Origin of the sequence: Stenotrophomonas sp. G106K1, assembly GCF_037969685.1 — a bacterium.
Classification (GTDB): domain Bacteria; phylum Pseudomonadota; class Gammaproteobacteria; order Xanthomonadales; family Xanthomonadaceae; genus Stenotrophomonas; species Stenotrophomonas lactitubi.
On the sequence record NZ_JBBPFR010000016.1, the window covers coordinates 54,670 to 75,919 of the forward strand.

The following is a 21,250-nucleotide window of genomic DNA, read 5'->3' on the forward strand; positions in this document are numbered from 1 at the left end:
GGCCGTTCATCCACGCATGGCGTGGATCTACTGGTGATGGTGGGTGGGTGCCGACCGTTGGTCGGTACGGATGCTCTCTATGGTTGTTCATCCACGCATGGCGTGGATCTACTGGGCATGGTCGGCCCCGGCAGTAGATCCACGCCATGCGTGGATGCTCGCCCGGTGGCCCCGGTCATGACCCCACACCGGCGGCACGGTATCCTGCACGACGGAATCGAGTTCAGAGGTAGTCCATGGCGGGAGCCAAGCGCGGGTGTCTGTGGGTGGTAACGCTGCTGCTGGTGCTGGTCGCCATCGTGGCCGGCGCGGGCGCGTGGTTCTTCTACAAGCAAAGCCAGTTTGCCGACGTACCGTTGACCCCCAGTGCGGACAGCATGGTCATCGCCAGCGGCGATGGCATGAACAGCGTGCTGCGCAAGCTGCGCGAGGCCGGCGTGGACGAGGGCCAGGACACCCAGTGGCAGCTGCTGGCGCGCCAGCTGGACGCGGCCGGCAAACTGAAGGTGGGCGAGTACGCACTGAGCAAGGACCTGACCCCCCGCGAACTGCTGCTGCGCATGCGCGCCGGCAAGGTGCTGCAGCACCGTGTAACCATCATCGAAGGCTGGAACATCCGCCAGCTGCGCGCCGCGCTCAAGCGTGCCGATCCGCTGCTGCATACCACCGACACCCTCGATGACGCAGCGCTGATGGACCGCCTCGGTTTCGCCGGCCAGCATCCGGAAGGCCGCTTCCTGCCAGAAACCTATGTCTACCAGCGCGGTGACAGCGACCTGGACGTGCTCAAGCGTGCCCACGGCGCGATGGAGAAGGCGCTGGACGAAGCCTGGGAAAGCCGCGCCCCGGATCTGCCGATCAATACGCCGTACGAGCTGCTGACGATGGCGTCGATCATCGAAAAGGAAACCGCGCTGGCCAGCGAGCGACCGCAGATTGCCGGCGTGTTCATGCGCCGCCTGAAGATCGGCATGCGCCTGCAGACCGATCCGACCGTGATCTACGGCATCGGTGCGGCGTACGACGGCAACATCCGCCGCCGTGACCTGACCACCGATACGCCCTACAACACCTACACCCGGTCTGGCCTGACCCCGACCCCGATCGCCATGCCCAGCCGTGACGCGCTGATGGCTGCCGCGCAACCTGCACCGGGCGATGCGCTGTACTTCGTCGCCGTCGGCGATGGCAGCGGCGCACACGTGTTCTCGCCCAGCCTGGACAAACACAACGCCGCCGTAGCCCGCTACCTCCAGCAGCTGCGCCAGCAACGCACCCAGGAGACCCCGGCGCAATGAGTTCCGCGCTGCTTCGCCATCCCCGTTTCGTCAGCCTGGAAGGCGGCGAGGGCGCGGGCAAGACCACGGCCATCAACGCCATCCGCGAGTGCCTGCGCCGCCACGGCCATGAGGTCGTACTGACCCGCGAACCCGGTGGCACGCCGCTGGCCGAGCGCATCCGCGGCCTGGTGCTGAAGCCCGATGCCGAGATCGCTGCCGAACCGCTCAGTGCCGAGGCCGAACTGCTGCTGGTGTTCGCCGCGCGTGCGCAGCATGTGCGCCAGGTGATCCAGCCGGCGCTGCAGCGCGGCGCCTATGTGCTCAGCGATCGCTTCACCGATTCCAGTTACGCCTACCAGGGCGGTGGCCGCGGCCTGGACCCGCAGTGGATTGCCGACCTGGAGCGCCGCGCCGTCGGCCTGCTGCCCGGCCTGACCTTGCTGCTGGACGTGGACGTGGCCGTTGGCCGTGCGCGTGCCAATGGCCGCGATCTGTGGCCGGACCGCATCGAAAGCGAGCAGGACGATTTCTTCCAGCGCGTGCGCGAGGTGTTCCGCAGCCGCGCACAGCAGGACCCGCAGCGCTTCGCGCTGGTCGATGCCGGCCAGGTGCAGGAACGCGTGGCGGCTGATGTGGTCGCGCGTGTCGAGCGCTGGCTGCAGCAGGGGGAGGGCGCGTGAGTACGTTTTCGCCCTGGCAGCAGCGTGCGTTCGACCAGACCGTGGCCGCGCTGGATGCGGATCGGCTGGGCCACGGCCTGCTGATCTGTGGCCCGGCCGGGCTGGGCAAGCGGGAGGTGGCGCTCGCGCTGGCCGACCATGTGCTGGCACGTGGTGATGCCGTGCATGCCACCCGCACCCGGCAGCTGATTGCTGCTGGCACGCATCCCGACCTGCAGCTGATCAGCTTCATTCCGAACAAGAGCGGCGACAAGCTGCGCACCGAGATCGTGATCGAGCAGGTGCGCGAGATCACCAACAAGCTGGCGCTGACCCCGCAGTACGGCGTGGCGCAGGTGGTGATCGTCGACCCGGCCGATGCCATCAACCGTTCGGCCGCCAACGCGCTGCTGAAGACGCTGGAAGAACCGCAACCCGGCCGCTACCTGTGGTTGATCAGCAGTGACCCGGCGCGCCTGCCGCAGACCGTACGCAGCCGCTGCCAGCGCCTGGAATTCAAGCTGCCGCCGCGCGAGGAAGCGCTGGCCTGGCTGCAGCAGCAGGGGCACAGCGAGGCGGCCGCGCGCGAGGCGCTGGATGCAGCCCGTGGCCATCCCGGGCAGGCCGACAACTGGCTGCGCGAAGATGGCCTGAGCCTGCGTCGCGATGTTGGCCGCGAGCTGGAACAGTTGGCCGCTGGCAAGACCGGTGCGGTGGAACTGGCGCAGAAGTGGTGCGCCGATGACAACGCGGCGCTGCGCCTGCGCTTCGCCGCCGACCTGGCGCTGGCCCAGGCCAGCACCGATGCCTTGACCACGCCGGAGCGATTGCACAAGCTTGCAGCTTGGTTCGATGCGGCCAACCGCACCCGCGACCTGCTGCGCACCACCGTGCGCGCAGACCTTGCGGTGGTCGAGTTGCTGCTGGCCTGGAACAAGGTGAACGAGCGGCCTGCCGCAAGGGGAAATCGATGAGTGCCAGCAACGCCCGCCAGGGCATCCTGTCCCTGGCTGTGAAGGACAAGGCCGCGCTGTACAGCGCGTACATGCCGTTCGTGAAGAATGGCGGCATCTTCGTGCCCACGCCCAAGCGTTACTTCCTGGGCGATGAGGTGTTCCTGCTGCTGACCCTGCCCGATTCCAGCGAGCGCCTGCCGGTGGCCGGCAAGGTGATCTGGGTGACCCCGGCCGGCGCGCAGGGCAACCGCGCGGCCGGCATCGGCGTGCAGCTGGCAGACGGACAGGAAGGCGAGACCGTGCGGCACAAGATCGAGACGATCCTCGCCGGCCTGACCGGTTCGGACAAGCCGACGCATACGATGTGAGGGGTGCGAATTGCCCTCCTGGTAGAGCCAGGCCATGCCTGGCTGATTCGGGGAAATGCGCCGGGAAACACGATGTGAAAAGGTGTTGACGCCCTGAAAAACCGCCCTATAATGAGCGGCTCAGCAACACACCGGGCGGTTAGCTCAGCGGTAGAGCATTGCCTTCACACGGCAAGGGTCACAGGTTCGATCCCTGTACCGCCCACCATGTTGCAGAACGAAAAGAGCCTCCAGCGATGGGGGCTTTTTTGTTGCCCGTGATTCAACCGGGCTTCTTTTCCACGGCTGTGATCGCCTCGCCGAGGCCTGTCTGCGCGGCATGCGCGATCTGGCGTGCGGCCAGCAGCAGCCCGTTTCGATGGAAGTCGCCAATCTGCTCGTCGGTACCTCCGTCCACGCGCGTGTGCTCTGCCGCGTGCAGAAGATCGAGCACGGCATTCAGTGCGGACAGTGAACGGCCGAGGGAGGCGAGGGTGTGCGGGGTGAGGATCTGCGTGGTGCAGGGCTGGCCGTCTTCGCCATCTCCCCTGCGTATCGCATCAAGGAAGGTGAAGAACATCGGCTGTGAGGGCGGGAGCTGCTGCTCCTTGAGCGCGCACTCGATCTCGCGTGCGAGGTCTTCGGGAACATCGGTGGCGATGTCGCCGATCAGGGCGTGCAGGTGGGGATGGATGGCGGTGCGGTCGGTCATGGCGGAACCCTCACTGGCGTAGGGCAACCCTTCAAAGAGAGGGTGGCGGACGGTGCGGGTTGGCGTGCCGGGGCAAACACAACGGAGTGAGAAATCACCCGGCGGATCGAGTGATCCCCACGCACCGCCCGCCATTGAGGGCCGTCGGTGCATTCTTGCGGCTACGCACTGCTGCGCAACCAATCCGTCAGGTTTGCTTTTTCGAGACGCCAATCCCGGCCAAGGCAACTTGCCTCGGCCCGGCGATCATCACGTCGAACAATCACGTCGGTCTGTAAGGAAAGTTCTCAACTGCCCCTAAGCAGGCCAAGCGTGTTCTGTTCTGTGCCGTCGAGCACCAGCCCGCTGGGCAGCCCATCACTGATGGCGTAAATCGCCGCCCCTGCCAGGCGCGCACATGACGACTCCGCAGGAACGCCACCACGGCGATCGCGTCACCTCGCGCAGTTCTGGCGGGAACATGTCACGGATGGAGGCAGAGGGTTCCATCTAAGCGCTGTTCCGGCGCCCTTGGCGGGCGTAATCTCGGGCCATTGTTGTGTCCCTCCCATCCTTGGAATGCCACCATGCCGCTCGCCCGCATCGATCTTCGCAAAGGTAAATCCGTGGAGTACCGCCAGCGTGTCGGCGAGGCGATCTACCAGGCCATGCGCGCGGTGGGCGTGCCGGAGAACGATCGCTTCCAGATCTTCCAGGAGCACGACGCCAGCACGCTCGTGTACGACCCGGGCTACCTGGGCATCGCCCGCAGCGAGGACTTCATCTGTATCCAGATCACCTGGAATGAAGGGCGCACGCTGGAGCAGAAGAAGGCGCTGTATGCCGGTATTGCCGACGGCCTGCATGCGACGGTGGGGATCCGTCGCGAGGATGTGTTCATCAATCTGGTGGAAGTGAAGAAGGAGAACTGGTCGTTCGGTAACGGCCAGGCGCAGTACGTGAGTTGATGCGCGAAGCGCATCCACGCGTGGCGTGGATCTACACTTCGCTGCCCACCTGCGGGGTCTGCTTCACCGCTGCGCTGCTGGCGGCCTTCACTGATTCGGCGCTGTTGGGCTGTTCGCACTCGATGCTGGTGCGGTAACCGTCGCTGCCGATGCTGTGCTCGGCGCGCTTGACCAGCCACTCGCCGTCCACGCCATCGCGGAAGCCCTGCATCACCACCGTGGCTTCGGCCATCAGTGACTCGCGCCCTGGAAGGCTGTAGCTCAGCGTGCGCGTCTGCCGCGCCTGCTCGCGATGCTTGGCGCGCGCGGCGGCTTCGGCGGTTTCGCGGTCGGCATAGGCCATGCGCAGGCGCACGATCGGCTCGCCGCTGCCCACCTTCACTTCCTGGCGCTGCGCGCCACGCACATCGCGGTAGTAGGCGATGGTGGTGCCGGCATCGTCGCGGGCGGCGATGGTGACGCGGTAGCTGCTGCCATCGGCCGGGGTGAGGGTCACGTCCGGAATGCGTTCGCCGCTGGCGGTGGTCGATTCACCACGCTTGACCAGCACCAGTCGACCGCCGCCCGGTTTGGCGATGGCGTCGTGCTGCTTGGCCAGGCGCAGCAGCAGGTTCATGTCCGATTCCTGTGACTGCACGGTCAGCGGCAGCACGATGGATGCCAGCGACGCACTCACCGCCGCGGTCAGTCCATGCTCGGCCGCCATCCGCTGGACCATGTCGCCGATCGTCGTGCCCTTCTTCCAGCTGCGCGTTTTCTGCGTCTGCAGATCGTTCTTGCCGCCTTTGCTGGTTTCGAACGGCGCGGCGCGGGCGCGCAGGGTCATGCTGCCGGGATAGCCGGAAATCTCCACCTCATCGCAGATGTACAGGCCCATGCGCCGCACTTCGCCGTCGTAGCCGATGAAGGCCTCCAGCTCCGCGCCCACCGGCGGCAGCTGGATCGGATCGTTCGGATCATGGTCGGCCAGCTGCAGCTCCAGCGTGTCGGCGCTGTTGCCGGTCTCGTCGGTGATGCGCAACGACTTGAAGCGCGACATGATCTTGTCGGTGATGTCCTGGCTGTTGGCCACCACGCGGAATGCGGGTGCGATGTTCAATCCCACAGCGATACTCCCTTGCGTTCATTGGCAGGACGCTGCACGTCCGGCAGGACAATCGCCACGCCTGCAGTGAGCACAGGCCCGCGCGCGGCTAGGCCGGGGTTGGCATCGAGCACCGCGCGCAGGATCGCCGGTGACTGTTCGCCATAGTGCGCGTAGGCAATACGGTCGACGACGTCGCCGTCGCGGGTGTTATACGTTCGTGCCATCGCTGTATTTCCGCAGAGTGAGTGTGAAGTCCTGCTTCTGGATCTGGCTGTCGACGGTGAATTCGCTGGAGGTGACGTCGATTTTCTCGATGACCCACAGACCCAGGTTGCCGCCCTTGCCGGTCAGCAGACGCTGCGGCTTTCCCTGGCTGGCCAGCTTGCGCAGTTGCGACATCTCGTTGCCGGCGCCACGGAACAGCGGGTAGACAACGCCTGGCAGTGTCATGGTGGCCGAGCCCGGGCCGGTGTACTGCAGTGCAGCCATCTGCCCGACGCGATCCTGTGCCTGCCAGCGGAAATCGTTGGACTGCTGGATCTGCTGGAATACAGCCGTGTTGAGGCTGAACTTGAATCCACCCAGCATCAGCAGTACCGGTGCGTTGCCGGAATCGTTGCTCTTGAATTGCGACAGCAGCTTGTCCACTGCGCCGGTTACGAACTCGCGCTTCATGCTTAGTTCCTGTCTCCCAGGGTGGCGCGGGCCTGCACGGCCTGCTGGTGCTGCAGCGCGTTGGCGGTCCGCCGTGCCAAAGCCTCGCTGGATTCACCCGGTTGCTGGTGGATGGTGATGTTGTTGGTCTGTTGCTGTTGCACGGTGGTGGGTGTGCGTGCGGTGGAAGAGGAGGGCATCGGCGGTGCAGTGCGGCCCTGGGACGGCGCGGGCAATCCAGGTGTACGTCGCTCCACCACGCCGCTGTGCAAGCCGCCTACGGTAAAGCGCACGGGCGGCATCGCGACCTTGCCATCCCTGACGGCGGCGTAGCCGGCGGCCGCGCCGTTGGCTGCACCCACTGCGATGCGAGCACCATCCACGGCTTTGTCTTTGGCCATTCCAAGTGCGCTGCCGACCTTGTCCATCACCCCGCCGACGAAGTTCATCAGCGGAGCCAGCTCGGCCATGATGTAGCCGATAGCTGCAGTGGCCTTCTCGGAGATCCAGTCCCATACGCCGCCCAACGTGACGGAGATGAATCCAGCGACCGTACCGATGACATCACCGAGGAGGGAGATGGCTTCAACCACAACCCCGACGACCTGGATGACCAGACGGAAATTGGCCAGCAATGCCGTGCCCACCAGCGAGCCGATCTCCGCGACGCGCGAAAGTTCGTTGCCGGTGTACTGCGCGGGAGCGAGCATTTTGGAAAGCCAGTCCCACGCCTGGCTCAGCAGTCCACCGACTGCTTCCCATGCCGGGCGCAGCGGCTCGACGGCGCGCATAAGTTCGCCCATGGCGGCGGTTCCGGCGCCGCTGAGGCCATCCCAGACGCCACCGAGGAAGGCCTTGATCGGCTCCCAGTACTTGCGCACCAGCAGTGCACCGGCGGTGATGGCGGCGACCGCGATGGCGATGGGACCACCACCGATGGCACCCACGGCGGTCGCGACCACGCGGAAGCCCGATGCCAGGCGCATGGCGGTGGGGCCGAACTGCCCCATCTGCGCAAGCAGGCTGCCGCCGCGGAACAGCTCGAAGGCCTTCTGCACCGCCAGGATCGGGCCCTGCAGGAATGTCCAGGCGTAGCGCACGCCGAGCACAGCGGTACGCATGCCCATCAGGCCGACCACAACCTGGGTGGTATTGGCGATCAGCTTCGGGTTTTCCTGCACGAACGACGCAACGCCGTTCAGCAGTTCGGTCAGCTTCACTGCCGCTTCGCCAACGGCTGGCAGCAGTGCGGCACCGAAGGCCTTGGACAGGTTGTCCACGGCGATCTTCGCGCCTTCGATCTTCTCCGGGTCGGTCTGCAGTTTGGCCGCAAAGCCACTGTCGGTGGTGCCTGCTGACGTGTTCAGTGCCTTGTCGCGGATGCGGATGTACTCATCCCAGTCCTGGATCATCGGGCGTACGAAGTTCTGCGCCTGTGCATCGCCGAACAGCTTGCCGATCTTCGTCTGGTCACCGGCGGTGGCCTGGATGATCGCCTGCATGGCGGCGTCGAACGGATTGCCGCCGCTGCTCTGTGCTTCGCTGATGATCCTGCGCAGATCCAGCTTGAAGCCCTTCTTGGCACGGGCTTGCAGGTCGGGCGAGAGGATGCTGGCCATGAAGCGCTGCATGTTGCCGGCCGCCTCGTCCGCGCCGCCGGCCCCTTGCCGCGCGACATCCAGGGCAGCGCCCATGGTGGCCGCGGCCGCATTGCCGTGCATCTGCAGCGACTGGAATGCGCTGCCGAGCACCGGGAGTGCACCGGCCATGTCCTTCAGGCCCAGGCCGCCGTTTTTGCCTGCCACGACCAGCACATCCAGTGCCGACTGCAGGCCGGCCGGGTTGATCTTCAATGCCTGCTGCAGGCCCGACGCCGCCAACGTGACGTCGTCGATGCTCTCGCCGGTAGCGGTGGTGGTGCGGCCGATCGCGCCCAGGCTGGACTGCGCGGTCTGCGCATCCAGGCCTGCAGCGACCAGCCGGCCGACCGCACGCTGCAGTTCGCCCGCGCCCTGGTGAGTGCGGCCGGACTCGGCAAGGATGGTCTGGCCCAGTGCCGCGACCTGCGCGCGGGTCAGGTTGGCGGCGTTGCCGATGGCCTGGTTCTCGCGCGCGAAGCTGGCGGCGTTCTCCACCGGTTTTGCCAGCGTGGTGATGGCGCTGCCGAGCATGCCGCGTGCAGCGCCGAACGCCGAACCCAGCTTCTCGCGCTTCTCCAGATTCGCGGTGCGCTTGTCTTCGATCCGCTGCAACGCTTCCTGTGAAGCACGCAGTGCATCGGCTTCGGAGCGCATGCGGGTGAACGCGTTGCTCTGCCTGCCCATCACGCTCAGCTTGCGCTCGAGCTTGTCAGCTTCATCGCCGAGGCGTTTCAGGCCATCGTTGCTGAAGGACAGTGCGTCCTGCAACGACCGGGAAACCGAGCCGCCGATCGTGATCGTTGTCGTTTGAACGTTACTCGCCATGTACCGGCAATCCCTGTATCCACCAGATGAACTTCGACACCCGCAGCGTCATGATCTCGCGCAGGCCCCAGCCGGTGTGGCCGGCCAAGGCGAGCGCTCCCTGCCTGATCTGCGGCAGGGTCAGGTGGTAAAAAGCGCGACGCCGGCCTGCAGGCGGGCGTAGTCGCGCAGCGGCATCTTGCGCACGTCATCCGGTGCGATCTCGCACAGGTTGGCGATCATGCGCACTTCGCGCTGGGCGTCAGTACCCTTGTCGTCCTGGTAGCGCTCCATGTCTTCCACGGTCGGTTCGCGCATGCGCAGCACGGCGGTGTCCACGCCGTTGACCTGGCGCGGGCGGGAGAGGATGATTTCGGCATAGCCGTCGCGTTCGATGACGGTGTCGGCGCTGGGCTTGGTCTTGCTGGACATGGATGTGTTCCCGGATGTCGATGGAGATGCGGTGGATCCGGGGGCGCTGTGCGCCCCCGTGTACGTCGAGGCGGTGGCGAGGATCAGATGCCCAGGGCGCCGCGGATGCCGGCGAGTGCGTCCACGCCGCCCTGGCGGGCGATCATGTTGGTCACGTCGATCTCCTGCACGACCTGCACGCCATGGGTCAGCTTGTAGTAGCTCAGCGCCAGGGAGACCTTGACCGTGCCCTTTTCGCCGACCTTGGTCTCGCCGCGGTCGAGGGTCTTCACCTTGCCGCGCATGTTGTGCACGACCGAAGTGACCGAGCCATCGTCGGCTTCCAGCGCCTCGCGGGCGGTGAAGCCGTACTCCTTGCTCTCGATGACGTGGAACTTGGACATGATCTCCGCGTCATCGGAGGCGAAGGTGACCTCGGCGGTCAGCTTGTCGTGGCCCAGCACGATCTCCGTCGGGGCAAGCATGCCGCCGGCCTGGAAGTCCTCGGTCTTCAGCGACAGCTTGGGGGCGGTGAAGGACATCACGCTGCCGGCAAAACCCTTGCCGTCGACGTAGAAGTTGAAGTTCTTGCGGATCTTGCGCGCCATGCTTAGAAGATCTCCGAGACGTAGTTGTTGTTCATGTGCATGCGGAAGGTCAGCTGCTCACCCGGGTAGGTCGGGGTGAAGTCGAAGTCCCAGTAGAAGCGGCCCTGGGCTACGCTGTCCGCTGCGTTCAGTTCGGGGTCGATCCAGCAGTTGCCGCCGAGGATCGCGCCCTGCGTCTTCAGGCCGCGCAGGAAGGCATTGACGCCCTCGCGCACGTCATCGACGTAGGTCTTGCTGATGCCGCGGTCGACGGCCCACAGATGGGCAGCCTCCAGGCTGTCGGCGATGATGTCGGCGGTGCGCACCACGCACAGGAACTGCCACTTCGGATCGATGCTGGCGGTGCGGTTGCCCCACAGGCGGAAGCCACCTTCGCGGATGATCGTCGCCACGTTGGCCTGGTTCAGCAGGTTCGCGCGGCTGGTCGCATCGGACAGGCCGAAATCGATCGCACGCGCAGTGCCGACGATGCCGTACAGCTCCTGGTTGGACGGCGACGCCCACCAGCCGCGTTCGTTGTCGCTTCGGGCGATGGCGCCGGCCACGGCACCGGAGGCATAGCGGCTGACGATCGCTTCACCCTGCTGCACCAGCACGGCCGGGTCGACCACGTAGACACGCTTGGAACCGGTCAGTGCGGTGGTGGTCTTGGCTGCATCGTCGTTGCTGTTCGGGCCATCCTTGATGATGATCGCGCGCAGCTTGTCGGCGATGCCGAGCAGTTCGGCCACGACCGGGTTGGCCAGCACGGTATCCGGGCTGGCCGGGTCGGCGGGATGCACATGGGTGAAGCCCGGTGCCACCAGGATGCGCGGCTTCACACCGACGATGGACTTGGCGGCGAGCAGTGCGTGCACGCCAGAGTAAGCGCCGGTCTGTGCGTTCACGCCGCCCAGGACATTGGCCAGGGTGGCACTGTCGGAGGCGCCGCTCTCGACACGGATCACGACCACGACGGCCGACGACTGGTCGAAGATCGCGTCCAGTGCGCCTGGCAGGGTGCCGGCTTCGGTGCCGGCCTTGGCCGACAGCTTGGCCGCCTGCGACGGCGAGGTCACCAGGACGGGAGTGTTGATGGGGAATGCATCGGCGTCAGCCAGCGGTGCGGTGCCGACGATGCCGATCACGCTGGTGGAGGCGACGGCGATCGAGCGGGCACCGGTGTCGATGTTGACGACCTGTACGCCATGGAGAAATTCGGTCATTCGGAGAGGTTCCTCGGTGTGGTGGTGTGCCTGCAGATGCAGGCGACGTGTATATCTTCGGGAAAGGCGGCGGCGGCGATAATTGCAGCCGTGGCCCGGTGATCGATCAGACCCAGCCGGAGGCGCTGACGCTTGCGCTGAAGCTGGAGACCTGCGGGTTGCCGCCGGCACGACGCAGGTGGACGTTGATGCTGGTGGAGGCGCTTTCAAAACTGGTGGACCTGGCGGGCACGCTGATGGAGACGCCTGCAGATTGCGAAGATGCCAGCGAGGCGAACGACGGTGCGCTGTTGCTGAAGTACGCGGCTCCCTGGTTGCTTACGCTGAACTGCACGTCGTACTCGGAGGCGCTGGCGCCTGCCGGAAGCCAACGACCGGAGGCAACGACCGTGTTGCTGTTGTTGCCACCGCCGGTGACACTTCGACGGATGCTGTAGTTGCCATCGGACAGCATGTCGATCGAGACCGATGCCGATGCCGAGCCGGTCGAGTTGGTCTTGGCACCGTTGCTTGCCGAATAGCCCTGGCCATGGAACGGCAGGCGATAGCTGGCGCTGCCACGCGCAGCCCACAGGTTGGATACGTCCATGCCGCCAACGCGATAGCCGACGTCACCGCGTTTGCTGCCGTACTGGATGTGGGCGTAGCGGCGGCTGAGGTCGGTGCCGCCTACACGCAGGCCGCAATCCTGCGCGACGGGGCCCTCCACGTAGGGATCGAACAGGTCGTCGAAGTCGACGCCTGCCGAGCGGTATCCGCTGGCCATGTCAGCGCTCCGCCTTCAGCGCGCGCACTTCGGCGGCCAGTTCCTGGATGGCTTTGGCCATGACCGGAAGCAGCTGGTCGAGCTTGATCGAGGCAACGCGTTCGCCGTTGAACTCGACGCCTTCCAGGTTGACGGCTTCGGGCACCAGCTCCGCGAGCTGCTCGGCGACGAAGAACAGGCGGCGACGGCCGTCGCTGTTGTACTCCGGTTTGTAATGGCCCGTAGCCAGTTCCATGCGCTCGACGGCGGCCAGGCCGTAGGGCACGGGGCCATCGATATCCTTCAGTTTGCGCGAGGAGCCGAAGTCAAAACCGCCACCTGCGGTACAACTGCCCTTGATCGTGGCGTTGCCCCAGGTCTTGTTGATCTGGAACAGCCACTGGTTGAGACCTTCCTGCCACCATCCGATGTTGCCGGATGACTGATTGACTACCAGTCGAATCGTCTCTGTGCCTGGCCACTCGTATCGAATCTGGTTGTCGATGCCTTGAAGAATCAATCCGCCGGGAAGTTCCAGGAACGAGTCATCGCGCAAGCGCATCGTCCGCCGATGGTTCGTGCCCTGGCTGGAGTAGAAGACATGACCGCCAGTACCGCCGCCTTTGAAGTTGTAGTACTCCGAACAGCCGTAGCCGTTCTCACCGCCGTTCTGGTTCCAGGCTATGCGAGCGCCATCAGCGTTGTGCGGGATATGCAGGCTGGTCGGGCGGAACTCGCCAGAGCCGTTCATGGCCGCGCAGATAGCGCCGGTCTTGTTGGCCCATGTGAACGCATCAGCCCGCATACGCATGTGTGCGTCTGGGTTCTGCGAACTGTTCAGGCGCGCATCCATGTAGACCACATCCGGGCCCGTGCCGATCCAACCGTTGGCATTGCTGCCATTCTTCAACCACAGTTCGGTAGTCGTCAGAGAGCCGGACATCACGTCGCCGGCCTTGTTTACCTTCGCCGCGGGATCGAAGTTGCCGCTGGTCCAGATCGAGCCCCCAGCATTCAACGTGGCGGTGTAACCACCCGCCGAATTGGCGAAGGTGAAGTTCGGGCCGTTCTTGAACAGGTACGAACTGGTGTCGCCCAGGACCAACACGCCATCATTGGCGACACCAGCCCAGCCATACGAGCGCAGCGAGTTTCCGTTCACTGCGACGTGGCCGGTAAACGTGCCTCCGGTCTTGTCCATTTTGGTGTCGGGCGCAAAGTTGCCGGCATGCCACATCGCCGAGCCATTCCAGCGAGGCGCGTCGTTGTGCTTGATGGTCAATTCAGCGTTGGCAGTGCGGTCGGTGTTGTAGACGCGCCAGATGCCGGTGTTGGCCCATCCACCGATAAACGATTGTTCCGCGCCCGCTGAGCCGAAGCCTATCAGGGGCGCGCTACCACCCACGAACTGTTGGTCGGTGAAACTGTTGGTTCCCTTGACCGCCTTCGCATCCAACACCCCCTGCAGCCCGGTCACATCTGCGATGACATGCTTGTGGCCGACCGTAGCGAAGTCACCCGCCAGGGCGAACGCGGATGCGTGCTTGCCGTCCAGGGTATCGGCATCCAGGCCATTGCCATGACCGGTGTCCTTCAGCGCGGCCCCCTTCAGCTCCAACGCGGTGCGTGCGGCGGCCGTGGTTGCGGCAGACAGCAGGGTCCTGGCCAGTGCCGTCGGTGCGGCCGCGCCAAAGCGCTTGTCGGTGAATGCACGCACGCCGCGCGGGGTCACCGCGCGCTGGGTGTCGGCCGCGTCTTCCGCCTCGGTGTTGGTGGCCAGCTCGACCACGCCCAGCACCTCGGTGGTGGCCGGCGGGTAGATGAATTCGGCGTTGCCGAACTGGATCTGGGTGATGTCCACGTCGGTGAAGCGTGCATCCGTGGCCAGCAACAGCATCGAGGCCGCCGTCTTTTCCATGATCGGATCGGTCTGGCCGTAAGTGGCGAACAGCGTGCCATCGGCCAGGTACAGGCCGAAGCCGCGCAGCGAATAGGCGGTCGTGCTGTCGTCGCGGATGGTCACGTGCAGCGTGTCATCGCCCACGGCCTGGCCACCGAAGGTGGCGACCCGCTTGATCTCGCCTGGCAGCGCGGTCAGGCCGGCCGAAGGGGTGAACGCAGTGGACGTCAGTCCGATCTGGGTAACCAGAACGGCATTGGTGCCGGTGTTCGGCGGATTGACCAGCTTGGCGAAGCCGGCGTCGGTGATTTTCAAGCGCATGCGGGGTTTACTCTCCGATCAGTTGGATGCGGCGGAAGGCCGTGGCGTGTGCGGCTGCAAGCGCGCCGATTGCTGCGTCGGCCTGCATGCCCTGGGTGAAGGTGAAGTGCGAGCGCACCGGCTTGGTGCGGGTGATCTCGCCGATGACGTCCTCGACGAACATCGCGGTGGCTGGGGTGCCGACCTGGTTGGCAATGGTCATCACCGCTTCGAAGGTGTGCGGCGGTCCCTTCGGCTGCAGCTGCCACCATTCGCGGATCAGTACCGAACCCCCAAATGCAGCGACCACGTCGCGCACGCTGCCGGCCGTGCCCTTGCGCCGCTGGATGGCGATCGCTGCGCGTACCCGCGCGCGTTTCACCGGTTCGGGCCAGTAGGCCTTCCATTCGTCCACCGAGAGCGCCCATGCCAGCCAAGGCAGCAACGCGGCCGGACAGCGATCGGCATCCCACAGGGCGGTGATGTCCACCGGCAGCGGGCGGGCAACGATCACCCGCGACAGTGCGCGCTCGGCATGGGTGGCATTGGGCGGCAGCAGGTTGGCTGACGACGGCACCCGGACCTGTGCGTCGGCGTCGATGGTCACACCGGGCACAGGCGCGGCTGCGAGGGTGACCACGCTGCCGATGATGGACACATCGTTCAGGCGTCGGCGTCCCTGCGGATCCGTGCGATACACGGCCTGCACCGTTGCCAGCACGCCGCCGGGATGGCGGAACACCTGGTTCTTCCCATCAATCGCGCCACGCAGGCGCGCATTGACCAGGCGCATGGTGGCCTCACTCATCGTTGCCACCGTGGGCCAGCGTCACGGCGGTGCAGTACGTGGCCTGGGTGCGGTCCACCACCACGTCCGCGGCGGGGCTGTCGATCACCACGCGCTGTACGCCTTCGGCATGCAATGCAGCGAACAACCCGGAACGGGTCACGTCGCGGCCGAGGCGATGCGATTCGACGATGTAGCGGTCCAGACGCATGCGCGCTTCGGCCAGCACAACCTGCGAGTCGGGGCCAGCGAAGGTGTACAGCATGGCGGTGACGGCGTAGTTGATGATGCTCGCCGGTTTCACCAGCACGTGATCGGTCAACGGGCGCACATCATCCGCGCTCAGCTTCGCCTCGACCGCATCGAGCAGGGCCTGGCTGGCGGTGCCATCGGCTTCACGCGACAGCACCGACACCACCACTTCGCCAGGCGTGCTGCTGGTGGCACTGGCGTCCAGCACGCGCGGATCCGCGCTCAGCGCATGGAAGACGTAGGCGCCTTCGGGGCCGGCGACGCTGAAGCCCTCCGGCCCCAGCTGGATGCGGCGACGGAAGTCGTCGTCGTTTTCATAGCGGGGAAGGATGCCCTCCTGCGGCTTGCCCGGATCGAGTACCAGGCGTGCAATGCCGAAGATCGCCGCCAGCTGATCCAGGTCGCTGCCCATCGCATAGGCGAGCATCACACCGCGCGCGGCATCGTTGACGCGCTGTCGGTCGAGCAGGCGCAGGTAGGTGCAGACTTCAAGGATCTTGAAGGCGGGATCCGACGGCAGCAGCGCGTCGAACGTGGGGTCCAGCGCCTGCAATGCAGTCAGCGACTCATCGAACATGGCTTCGAAATCGAGCACTTCGATGACCGCCGGGGCCGGCAGCTGGGAGAGATTGACACTGGTGAACGAGCCGGATGCCACGGTTAGCGAACCTCGATTCCTTCGATGGTGATGGCCTCGCCGTCCGGAAGGTGGATCCCGGTTACTGCCAGGATCATCACGCCGGGGGCGGGGAGGGAAACGTCGACGTTCTCGACGTGAAGCCGCGGTTCCCATCGTGCGAGTGCGTCGACGGTGGCCGCGATCAGGTCCATGCGCAGCGAGCGGTTGGTTGGCGCATCGATCAGTTCGAAGATGCGCGAGCCGTACTCGCGACGCAGGACCCGGGAGCCAAGGGGCGTGGTGAGAACGTCACGCACGGACTGGTGCAGATGGGCCAGCCCATCCAGTGATTTGCCGGTGTTGGCGTCGATTCCTCGCATGTCTCTATCGTCGTGGAGTACGGGTTTTCAGGGCATTGCAGCGATGGCCCATCACGGCTGTGCCGGCGTGGTCGGAGCGGTCGGGCCCTGGGCGGTGTGTTTGTGTGACTTCAGGCTGATGGCACCGGCCTTGACGTCTGCCGACGTACTGATGTCCTTGCCCGCGGTGATCGCACCCGCGACGTCCAGATCACCGGTGGCCTTGATCGCCGGCGTGTCGAGCAGTACCGATTCACTGGCATGCACTTCTGCATTGGCGCAGTTGACGATGACCTTGCCGGTGCCGACGCTGATGGTCAGCGTGGTGGTTTGGCGGTCGTACTCGACGAGGCTGCCGTCGGCGTACTGCGTGCGCTGCAGCAGGCGTGCATCGGCCGGTGCGGGAAAGCGATCCTGGTACAGGCTGCCGAGCACCAACGCCTGGCCTGGGTCGCCATATGGGCACGCCAGCACCACCTGTTCGCCGGGCTCCGGTGCGCACCAGCTGCGCATGCCCGGTCCAGCACGGCGTTCCAGCCAGGGAATCCAGTCGGTGAGCATGCCGTCGGCATCGACGCGCACGCGGCTGCCGGCTTCATCGAGCTCGCGCACGACGCCGATCATCAACAGGTTGCCGATCAACCGGGCATGTTCAGCGCTCATGGTGCGTCCTCCGCGAGCGGTTGGTAGTGCGACTCATGGGCCCGACCGATCTCCGGTGCGAAGCTGTAGGACGCCTGCGGTACCACGCCATCGGCGTCCTCCCAGGCATTGCAGCCCAGCGCGATGGGCACTGACCATTCGACGATCCACGTGCGCAGATCGGGTTGTGCCGCCGCGGCATCCTCGGGCAGTGCGGCGATCACCTCGATCGCGCCGCTGGGCGCACCGGGAAAGCGGCCGAGCTGATGCAGCCAGGTAGCCAGGGTTACGGCGGCCCTGCGCAGCTGCAGTGCAGAGCCGGCTGCCGCGGACTGCATGGAGATGCGTGCTTCAAAGCGCAGCAATGCCTGCAGTTGGCCGCTGCCATTATCGCTGTCCTTGCCACGGTCACAGCGGGTCATCGCCAACAGGCACGCGGGTGTGGCCAGGCTGCCGCTGTTGGCGTCGCGATAGAACTGGACGGTGGCGAAGTCGGCGAAGCGTGCCCGGATCACTGCTTCAATGGCAGCGTGCAGCGCATCGAGGGTGGAGGAGGGAGTGTCGGTTGCCATGTCAGCTCATGCGATGAATGGAGGGAAGAACGCGGCTGGCCGCGGCACGCGCTTTCTGCGTGCAGTGTTGCCATTGGCAGGGGCGCGGGGCATTGCACGCGTGGCCGTGACTGGCTCGATCAGGGCCGGTGCGGTCCGTGAGCGCTGGCATTGCCATCGGGGATGCAGCCCGCAGGCATCCGTGGTGGTGCACCATTGACGGTGAAACCTTGCTGGCTGCCGAGGCTGCACAGCAGCGCGCGCATCTGGTCGGCCAGTTCGTGGTACTGGCGCGCCACGGCAACGTGGTTGCGCAGCAGCGCATCGTCATCGGCGGCCTGCAGATCGGGCAGTTCCTGCGGCGCGCGCAGTTGTGCCGGTGCAATACTGATATCAGGGATGACGAGGGCGGCCGGCATTGGCTTCGCGCCAGATGCGCACGAACTCAGCATCAGCATCGCCGCGGTCGCGGCCAGGAGTCTTGGCATGGGTGTCGATGTCCTGTTGCAGTGTGTTGAACTGGCGGGTGCGCGCGGACTGCGTGGCCAGGCGCTGTGATTCGGCCTGTGCACCGGCCTGCGTGTTGGTGTGGTCCTGCTGGCGCGCGACCAGCGCGGTGTCGGCACGTGTGGTCTGCTGCGCGACCTGTGCACTGGCGGCTGTGAGATCCGCGCTGCGGTCACGCAGCTCCCAGCCCAGCCAGGTGCAACAGACATGGCTGGCAACCAGGCCCAGCAGCACGATGCGCAGCCTCAGCGGTATCGGCATCACTGCAGGTGCCCCCCAGCAGCGCGATAGGCGGCGCGCAGCGTTTCCAGCGCCTGTTCTTTCTGCCCGTAACCGGCGCCCGGCAGCGATGCCCAGATGCGGCGGGCGGCAGCTACTGCGGCATCGAAGCGGCCCAGGCGGATCAGGTCGTAGGCACCGCATTGTTTGAGCAGCGCTACTGCCGCGCGATCCTGCGAGACCGGGCCGAAGTCCGGCAGGTCCAGGCGTGCACGCAGGTTGTCCCAGGTGCTGCGCAGGAACTGGTAGCGGCCGGCGGCGCTGGACTTGATGCCGTAGCGCGGTAGCGACACCAGTACGCGCGGATGGTCGCGGGAATCGTTGAAACGCTGGCCGCCGACGATCACGTCGTAGCCGCGATTGCGGGAGCGCTGGCCGGGAATATCGGTGCCTTCGGATACGGCCAGCATGTCCAGGAACGCGGCCACGTTGGCGCCACCGAGGGCGCTGGCTGCGGCGGCGGTCATGCAGTCGCTCCCGAACGCTTGCGCACCAGGTCCAGCAGCGCATCGATCTGCACGCTCTGCTGGGCGATCTGCGCGCGCAGGGCGCTGACTTCACCGCGAAGCTGGCCAATCTCCTGGGCCATGGCCTCGCGTTCGTGCATCAGTCCATCGGCGCGTGTGCGTTCGGCGGCCAGCTGTTCCTGCAGGGTGCGCAGGGTGTTGCTGGTGGCTTCATCGGCGGTGCGGTCGACCTTGGCCGACGACAGCCATTGCCGCAGCCACAACGACACTGCGATCAGTACCCCGGAGGTGCCGCCCAGGTATTTGGCCCAGTCCGGCACACCGGCCAGCAGGTCGCTCTCGTTCATGCGCGTGCGTACCCCTTCAGCAGGGCCGGATGGACGGCAGGGGGCGGCGCAGCGCGGGCACCGCGGAGGGCGCGCTTGATGGTGGTCTGCGATACACCGAATTCCTGCGCGACGTGCTCGCGGGGCATGCCGCTGGCCACCGCGCGTGCGATCTGCTCGCGACGCTCATGCGCGCTGGCGGCGAAGCAGGACGCCAGGAACAGCAGTTCACCGCCGAAGTGGGCGACCAGGCGCTGGGCCATCTCCAGGCCAAGAATGTCGATCAGTCGATGCTGATCGGGCAGGGTGGAGGGGACGTAGACGATGACTCGGTGGCGTCCGGTGGTGTTGGAGGTGGTCGGCGGCCATGCACGCACCAGCGTGAGGGCTGCGGGTTCGCCGATGACCTCGGCAAGGGTCTGGATGCTGTCGGGCAGGGCGTTCATGGCGGGGTTGGTCAGTGGCATTGGTATCCACTGTTGCCATCCCGCCGATCACGTCAACACCTTTCATCTACTTTAGAAGCTGGCGACTGAAGGCGTTCAGATGCGTGCGCGAGGATCGCCGAGGACCTGCATGCGCAGGTTTGCGAGTCGCCATGCTTTGCCGTCCAGCCTTGCCTGCCCTTTTTGCTGGTTCTGTAGTACTCCTTGTCCTCATGTGCTGAAAACAGACGCAGGACAAGGGAAGGTGGCAGGTACAGGGTGAGGACGGCCACAGGGTAGGTCCTCGTGCCGGGCGCGCCGGGCCCTGAAACGAAAAAGCCCCGGACGATGCCGGGGCTTCAGGACTGCAGGTGGCGCTGGGTCAAAGGTCGAACACCAGGTTGCCGCCGGTCTTGCGCGGGATATGGCCGGCATCTCGCAGCCAGCGGGCTGCATTGACCTGGTCCATGCGCTTGACCGGGAAACGGTTGGCGAACATCAGGAAGCGTGCCACGGTGATCGACTCGCCCTTGCCCTTGAGCGCGGCCAGCGTCTCGATGAACCACGGCGCGGGCGGCTGCTGGTTGCCGGGGCGGGCGGCGGTACGCGCCTGTTTGGCGGCAGCGGCCTCGGGCTGGGCGCCGGCCAGCGAGCACAGCGAAATGAAGATCGCATCCAGACTCACGATGTCCTTGCCACCCTTGGGCTGCGACTTGAACAACGCGATGGCCTTCTGGCGTGTCGACGTGAACTGTTCGACCTCCATGACATTTCCTCTCTGCGAAAGCGGTTGGGGATGCAGGGTGACGGCAGGTGCCGTCATTGATGGGGGACGACCTTACATCATTTTCGCCGATGATGCGCCGCAACCTGCGTTCTGGATGAAGTACGGACCGGTCATGTCCGGCGGACGGGGGCGGTTCCGGCAGGATGTTCAGACCACGCCACGGCCCATCAGCCGGTCCAGTGCCGTGCGCACCAGATCGGCCGCGCTGCGGTCGTTGTGCAGCTCGATATCGATCAGCGCGGCGGGCAGCGGCTGACCGCCGGCATGCAGGTCCACGCTGTCGTGGCCGGGGCGGGTGATGCGGATGACAACGCCGCCCTGGCGACGGATGGCGCGTGCCTCGTCATCGAAATGGACATCGGGAACCAGGCCACCTGTGGGCAGGCGTGAGAACAGTGAGCGTACCCACAGCTCCGGATGAACGTGTTCGCGGCCCCTTTCGGCGCCGGTGCTTTGCCGTAGCCGGGAAGCGAATGTGTCACAGGGCAGTGCCAGCGCAGAGGCCAGCCCGTTGGCGAGGGTGTCCTTGCCAACGCCCTTGCCACCGGCGATGCCGATGTAGAGCGGTGGCCGCGTCAACGGGACCGAGTGCAGCGGCACGCTGGTAAAGGCGGAGCCGCAGCGGAATGCGGCCAGTGTGTCGGCGATCATGCGCTGGCTGCTGTCGAGCGAGGCGGGGATCATGCGGTGTCTACTCCTGGGGGAATGCACAGGTGCGGCGGCAGTCAGCAATCGCTGCCGGTGCTGCTGCGGGCGCGCAGGATGCGCTGGGTGATGCGGCCACCGCGTGCTGCGGCGGCGATCGGGTCGAAGCACAGCATCGCCGTGGACGTGCGGCGGCCGGCGGCGAGGTGGTCGCGGATGGTCCGTTGCGACAGAACCGGTACGCGTTGATGGATCTGCTGCACGGTCAACTGTTCGCCTTCAAAGGCGTGCAGGCGGGCGCGAGGCATGGCTGGGCTCCTGGAAGGTGGCGTGGCCGTTGCCGGTATCT

The 21,250-nt window shown here is 65.8% G+C and carries 28 protein-coding genes and 1 tRNA gene; 6 read left to right on the plus strand and 23 right to left on the minus strand.

Annotation, left to right across the window (positions count from 1 at the left end):
* Window positions 1-236 precede the first annotated feature (236 nt).
* The 5 genes from mltG (at window position 237) to WKB25_RS14630 (ending at window position 3,471) form a co-directional block, all read left to right on the plus strand.
* Window positions 237-1,298 (plus strand): endolytic transglycosylase MltG, encoded by a 1,062-nt coding sequence (mltG, locus tag WKB25_RS14610; protein WP_340571391.1) that lies wholly within the window; start codon window positions 237-239, stop codon window positions 1,296-1,298.
* Window positions 1,295-1,960, plus strand: coding sequence for a dTMP kinase (gene tmk / locus WKB25_RS14615; RefSeq protein ID WP_049467276.1), 666 nt, complete (start codon window positions 1,295-1,297; stop codon window positions 1,958-1,960). The genes mltG and tmk overlap by 4 nt, the downstream gene beginning before the upstream one ends.
* Window positions 1,957-2,913 carry a DNA polymerase III subunit delta' gene (locus WKB25_RS14620; RefSeq protein WP_340571394.1) on the plus strand — a complete coding sequence of 319 codons (957 nt, stop codon included), beginning with the start codon at window positions 1,957-1,959 and terminating at the stop codon, window positions 2,911-2,913. Before tmk ends, WKB25_RS14620 begins: the two co-directional genes overlap by 4 nt.
* Window positions 2,910-3,263 carry a PilZ domain-containing protein gene (locus WKB25_RS14625; protein ID WP_099819207.1) on the plus strand — a complete coding sequence of 118 codons (354 nt, stop codon included), beginning with the start codon at window positions 2,910-2,912 and terminating at the stop codon, window positions 3,261-3,263. Before WKB25_RS14620 ends, WKB25_RS14625 begins: the two co-directional genes overlap by 4 nt.
* Window positions 3,264-3,396: 133 nt before the next feature.
* A tRNA-Val gene (locus tag WKB25_RS14630) sits at window positions 3,397-3,471 on the plus strand.
* A gap of 54 nt (window positions 3,472-3,525) precedes the next feature.
* Here WKB25_RS14630 and WKB25_RS14635 read toward each other — a convergent pair.
* Window positions 3,526-3,954, minus strand: a complete 429-nt coding sequence (locus tag WKB25_RS14635) for a hypothetical protein (RefSeq protein WP_340571396.1) — start codon at window positions 3,952-3,954, stop codon at window positions 3,526-3,528.
* 566 nt (window positions 3,955-4,520) lie between these two features.
* Between WKB25_RS14635 and WKB25_RS14640 the strand changes: the two genes are divergently transcribed.
* The gene (locus WKB25_RS14640) at window positions 4,521-4,901 is read left to right on the plus strand and encodes a tautomerase family protein (RefSeq protein WP_340571397.1); all 381 of its coding nucleotides are present in this window, start codon (window positions 4,521-4,523) and stop codon (window positions 4,899-4,901) included.
* 31 nt (window positions 4,902-4,932) lie between these two features.
* On the opposite strand, the gene WKB25_RS14645 is transcribed toward WKB25_RS14640, so the two are convergent.
* The 22 genes from WKB25_RS14645 to WKB25_RS14750 all read right to left on the minus strand — a co-directional run bounded on the left by WKB25_RS14645 (window position 4,933) and on the right by WKB25_RS14750 (window position 21,209).
* On the minus strand, window positions 4,933-6,006 hold the full coding sequence (locus WKB25_RS14645) for a contractile injection system protein, VgrG/Pvc8 family (protein ID WP_340571399.1): 1,074 nt from the start codon (window positions 6,004-6,006) through the stop codon (window positions 4,933-4,935).
* Window positions 5,997-6,212, minus strand: coding sequence for a tail protein X (locus WKB25_RS14650; RefSeq protein WP_340571400.1), 216 nt, complete (start codon window positions 6,210-6,212; stop codon window positions 5,997-5,999). The genes WKB25_RS14645 and WKB25_RS14650 overlap by 10 nt, the downstream gene beginning before the upstream one ends.
* The gene (locus WKB25_RS14655; protein WP_340571402.1) at window positions 6,196-6,663 is read right to left on the minus strand and encodes a phage tail protein; all 468 of its coding nucleotides are present in this window, start codon (window positions 6,661-6,663) and stop codon (window positions 6,196-6,198) included. The genes WKB25_RS14650 and WKB25_RS14655 overlap by 17 nt, the downstream gene beginning before the upstream one ends.
* A gap of 2 nt (window positions 6,664-6,665) precedes the next feature.
* Window positions 6,666-9,107 carry a phage tail tape measure protein gene (locus tag WKB25_RS14660; protein WP_340571403.1) on the minus strand — a complete coding sequence of 814 codons (2,442 nt, stop codon included), beginning with the start codon at window positions 9,105-9,107 and terminating at the stop codon, window positions 6,666-6,668.
* 120 nt (window positions 9,108-9,227) lie between these two features.
* Entirely contained in the window at window positions 9,228-9,518 is a 291-nt protein-coding gene (locus WKB25_RS14665; RefSeq protein WP_340571405.1) for a phage tail assembly protein, read from the minus strand.
* 83 nt (window positions 9,519-9,601) lie between these two features.
* Window positions 9,602-10,105, minus strand: coding sequence for a phage major tail tube protein (locus tag WKB25_RS14670; RefSeq protein ID WP_093817501.1), 504 nt, complete (start codon window positions 10,103-10,105; stop codon window positions 9,602-9,604).
* 2 nt (window positions 10,106-10,107) lie between these two features.
* Window positions 10,108-11,310 carry a phage tail sheath C-terminal domain-containing protein gene (locus tag WKB25_RS14675; protein ID WP_340571409.1) on the minus strand — a complete coding sequence of 401 codons (1,203 nt, stop codon included), beginning with the start codon at window positions 11,308-11,310 and terminating at the stop codon, window positions 10,108-10,110.
* 106 nt (window positions 11,311-11,416) lie between these two features.
* Window positions 11,417-12,076: a hypothetical protein gene (locus tag WKB25_RS14680; RefSeq protein ID WP_340571411.1), complete on the minus strand. Its 660-nt coding sequence runs from the start codon at window positions 12,074-12,076 to the stop codon at window positions 11,417-11,419.
* Window position 12,077: 1 nt separating this feature from the next.
* A complete protein-coding gene (locus WKB25_RS14685) occupies window positions 12,078-14,276 on the minus strand; it encodes a tail fiber domain-containing protein (RefSeq protein WP_340571412.1) in 2,199 nt (732 codons plus the stop codon).
* Window positions 14,277-14,283: 7 nt separating this feature from the next.
* The gene (locus WKB25_RS14690) at window positions 14,284-15,063 is read right to left on the minus strand and encodes a phage tail protein I (protein ID WP_340571415.1); all 780 of its coding nucleotides are present in this window, start codon (window positions 15,061-15,063) and stop codon (window positions 14,284-14,286) included.
* Complete coding sequence (locus WKB25_RS14695) at window positions 15,056-15,952, minus strand: baseplate J/gp47 family protein (RefSeq protein ID WP_340571416.1); 897 nt, start codon at window positions 15,950-15,952, stop codon at window positions 15,056-15,058. Before WKB25_RS14695 ends, WKB25_RS14690 begins: the two co-directional genes overlap by 8 nt.
* A gap of 2 nt (window positions 15,953-15,954) precedes the next feature.
* Window positions 15,955-16,293, minus strand: coding sequence for a GPW/gp25 family protein (locus WKB25_RS14700; protein ID WP_089239202.1), 339 nt, complete (start codon window positions 16,291-16,293; stop codon window positions 15,955-15,957).
* Between the two features lie 51 nt (window positions 16,294-16,344).
* A complete protein-coding gene (locus tag WKB25_RS14705) occupies window positions 16,345-16,935 on the minus strand; it encodes a phage baseplate assembly protein V (RefSeq protein WP_340571419.1) in 591 nt (196 codons plus the stop codon).
* A complete protein-coding gene (locus WKB25_RS14710; protein ID WP_340571421.1) occupies window positions 16,932-17,486 on the minus strand; it encodes a hypothetical protein in 555 nt (184 codons plus the stop codon). Before WKB25_RS14710 ends, WKB25_RS14705 begins: the two co-directional genes overlap by 4 nt.
* 119 nt (window positions 17,487-17,605) lie before the next feature.
* The gene (locus WKB25_RS14715; protein WP_340571423.1) at window positions 17,606-17,884 is read right to left on the minus strand and encodes a hypothetical protein; all 279 of its coding nucleotides are present in this window, start codon (window positions 17,882-17,884) and stop codon (window positions 17,606-17,608) included.
* Window positions 17,859-18,233, minus strand: coding sequence for a hypothetical protein (locus WKB25_RS14720; RefSeq protein WP_340571425.1), 375 nt, complete (start codon window positions 18,231-18,233; stop codon window positions 17,859-17,861). The genes WKB25_RS14715 and WKB25_RS14720 overlap by 26 nt, the downstream gene beginning before the upstream one ends.
* Window positions 18,233-18,718 (minus strand): glycoside hydrolase family 104 protein, encoded by a 486-nt coding sequence (locus tag WKB25_RS14725; RefSeq protein ID WP_340571427.1) that lies wholly within the window; start codon window positions 18,716-18,718, stop codon window positions 18,233-18,235. The genes WKB25_RS14720 and WKB25_RS14725 overlap by 1 nt, the downstream gene beginning before the upstream one ends.
* On the minus strand, window positions 18,715-19,065 hold the full coding sequence (locus WKB25_RS14730) for a hypothetical protein (RefSeq protein ID WP_099819223.1): 351 nt from the start codon (window positions 19,063-19,065) through the stop codon (window positions 18,715-18,717). The genes WKB25_RS14725 and WKB25_RS14730 overlap by 4 nt, the downstream gene beginning before the upstream one ends.
* The gene (locus WKB25_RS14735; RefSeq protein ID WP_340571430.1) at window positions 19,062-19,490 is read right to left on the minus strand and encodes a Mor transcription activator family protein; all 429 of its coding nucleotides are present in this window, start codon (window positions 19,488-19,490) and stop codon (window positions 19,062-19,064) included. The genes WKB25_RS14730 and WKB25_RS14735 overlap by 4 nt, the downstream gene beginning before the upstream one ends.
* A 361-nt stretch (window positions 19,491-19,851) precedes the next feature.
* Window positions 19,852-20,235 carry a hypothetical protein gene (locus tag WKB25_RS14740; protein WP_340571433.1) on the minus strand — a complete coding sequence of 128 codons (384 nt, stop codon included), beginning with the start codon at window positions 20,233-20,235 and terminating at the stop codon, window positions 19,852-19,854.
* 168 nt (window positions 20,236-20,403) lie between these two features.
* A complete protein-coding gene (locus WKB25_RS14745; protein WP_340571435.1) occupies window positions 20,404-20,940 on the minus strand; it encodes a hypothetical protein in 537 nt (178 codons plus the stop codon).
* A gap of 41 nt (window positions 20,941-20,981) precedes the next feature.
* Window positions 20,982-21,209 carry a hypothetical protein gene (locus tag WKB25_RS14750; RefSeq protein WP_099819227.1) on the minus strand — a complete coding sequence of 76 codons (228 nt, stop codon included), beginning with the start codon at window positions 21,207-21,209 and terminating at the stop codon, window positions 20,982-20,984.
* Window positions 21,210-21,250: the final 41 nt, after the last annotated feature.

Coding starts and splice junctions, on each gene's coding strand:
- WKB25_RS14660 (WP_340571403.1), bottom strand. CDS start 9,107: ATGGCGAGTAACGTTCAAACGACAACGATCACGATCGGCGGCTCGGTT.
- WKB25_RS14720 (WP_340571425.1), bottom strand. CDS start 18,233: ATGCCGATACCGCTGAGGCTGCGCATCGTGCTGCTGGGCCTGGTTGCC.
- WKB25_RS14730 (WP_099819223.1), bottom strand. CDS start 19,065: ATGAACGAGAGCGACCTGCTGGCCGGTGTGCCGGACTGGGCCAAATAC.
- WKB25_RS14740 (WP_340571433.1), bottom strand. CDS start 20,235: ATGGAGGTCGAACAGTTCACGTCGACACGCCAGAAGGCCATCGCGTTG.
- WKB25_RS14710 (WP_340571421.1), bottom strand. CDS start 17,486: ATGGCAACCGACACTCCCTCCTCCACCCTCGATGCGCTGCACGCTGCC.
- WKB25_RS14635 (WP_340571396.1), bottom strand. CDS start 3,954: ATGACCGACCGCACCGCCATCCATCCCCACCTGCACGCCCTGATCGGC.
- WKB25_RS14655 (WP_340571402.1), bottom strand. CDS start 6,663: ATGAAGCGCGAGTTCGTAACCGGCGCAGTGGACAAGCTGCTGTCGCAA.
- mltG (WP_340571391.1), top strand. CDS start 237: ATGGCGGGAGCCAAGCGCGGGTGTCTGTGGGTGGTAACGCTGCTGCTG.
- WKB25_RS14715 (WP_340571423.1), bottom strand. CDS start 17,884: ATGCCGGCCGCCCTCGTCATCCCTGATATCAGTATTGCACCGGCACAA.
- WKB25_RS14690 (WP_340571415.1), bottom strand. CDS start 15,063: ATGAGTGAGGCCACCATGCGCCTGGTCAATGCGCGCCTGCGTGGCGCG.
- WKB25_RS14745 (WP_340571435.1), bottom strand. CDS start 20,940: ATGATCCCCGCCTCGCTCGACAGCAGCCAGCGCATGATCGCCGACACA.
- WKB25_RS14665 (WP_340571405.1), bottom strand. CDS start 9,518: ATGTCCAGCAAGACCAAGCCCAGCGCCGACACCGTCATCGAACGCGAC.
- WKB25_RS14675 (WP_340571409.1), bottom strand. CDS start 11,310: ATGACCGAATTTCTCCATGGCGTACAGGTCGTCAACATCGACACCGGT.
- WKB25_RS14685 (WP_340571412.1), bottom strand. CDS start 14,276: ATGCGCTTGAAAATCACCGACGCCGGCTTCGCCAAGCTGGTCAATCCG.
- WKB25_RS14725 (WP_340571427.1), bottom strand. CDS start 18,718: ATGACCGCCGCCGCAGCCAGCGCCCTCGGTGGCGCCAACGTGGCCGCG.
- WKB25_RS14705 (WP_340571419.1), bottom strand. CDS start 16,935: ATGAGCGCTGAACATGCCCGGTTGATCGGCAACCTGTTGATGATCGGC.
- WKB25_RS14735 (WP_340571430.1), bottom strand. CDS start 19,490: ATGAACGCCCTGCCCGACAGCATCCAGACCCTTGCCGAGGTCATCGGC.
- WKB25_RS14670 (WP_093817501.1), bottom strand. CDS start 10,105: ATGGCGCGCAAGATCCGCAAGAACTTCAACTTCTACGTCGACGGCAAG.
- WKB25_RS14650 (WP_340571400.1), bottom strand. CDS start 6,212: ATGGCACGAACGTATAACACCCGCGACGGCGACGTCGTCGACCGTATT.
- WKB25_RS14680 (WP_340571411.1), bottom strand. CDS start 12,076: ATGGCCAGCGGATACCGCTCGGCAGGCGTCGACTTCGACGACCTGTTC.
- WKB25_RS14750 (WP_099819227.1), bottom strand. CDS start 21,209: ATGCCTCGCGCCCGCCTGCACGCCTTTGAAGGCGAACAGTTGACCGTG.
- tmk (WP_049467276.1), top strand. CDS start 1,295: ATGAGTTCCGCGCTGCTTCGCCATCCCCGTTTCGTCAGCCTGGAAGGC.
- WKB25_RS14640 (WP_340571397.1), top strand. CDS start 4,521: ATGCCGCTCGCCCGCATCGATCTTCGCAAAGGTAAATCCGTGGAGTAC.
- WKB25_RS14700 (WP_089239202.1), bottom strand. CDS start 16,293: ATGCGAGGAATCGACGCCAACACCGGCAAATCACTGGATGGGCTGGCC.
- WKB25_RS14625 (WP_099819207.1), top strand. CDS start 2,910: ATGAGTGCCAGCAACGCCCGCCAGGGCATCCTGTCCCTGGCTGTGAAG.